The sequence below is a fragment of the Desertibacillus haloalkaliphilus genome, from assembly GCF_019039105.1.
GTDB lineage: Bacteria > Bacillota > Bacilli > Bacillales > KJ1-10-99 > Desertibacillus > Desertibacillus haloalkaliphilus.
The window spans coordinates 1-377 of record NZ_JAHPIV010000344.1 but is presented as its reverse complement, the minus strand read 5'-3'; the positions used below and the strand labels follow the sequence as shown (position 1 = coordinate 377).

Here is a 377-nt window from a genome sequence, read left to right as displayed (position 1 = left end):
CATGTATCAGGCATCACGTTATTTCTTTTATTAAAGGCATTTTCGTCTGGCTGTTCTGCTTTAACTGGTGTTGAAGCGATTTCTAATACAATTCCATCCTTTAAAAAACCAGCTGCACAAAATGCAGCGAGAACTTTATTGATGTTGGGGGGATTACTGGCCGTTCTATTTGTAGGAGTGACATTGCTTGCGTTTGGTTTTGGCATCTCGCCAAAGCCAGAAGAAACGGTTGTGTCACAGATTGCATCAGACACATTTGGACGGACATTTTTCTACTATGTCATTCAAGCTGTCACAGCTTTAATTTTAATATTAGCGGCAAACACAGGTTTTTCAGCTTTTCCATTATTGACTGTCAACTTAGCAAAGGATAAATA

Annotated in this window: 1 protein-coding gene; it reads left to right on the top strand. The window is 39.0% G+C overall.

The genetic code is table 11. The annotated features are described in order from the left end of the window. On the top strand, positions 1-377 hold a 377-nt coding region (locus KH400_RS22255), incomplete at both ends, for an amino acid permease (RefSeq protein WP_217228356.1).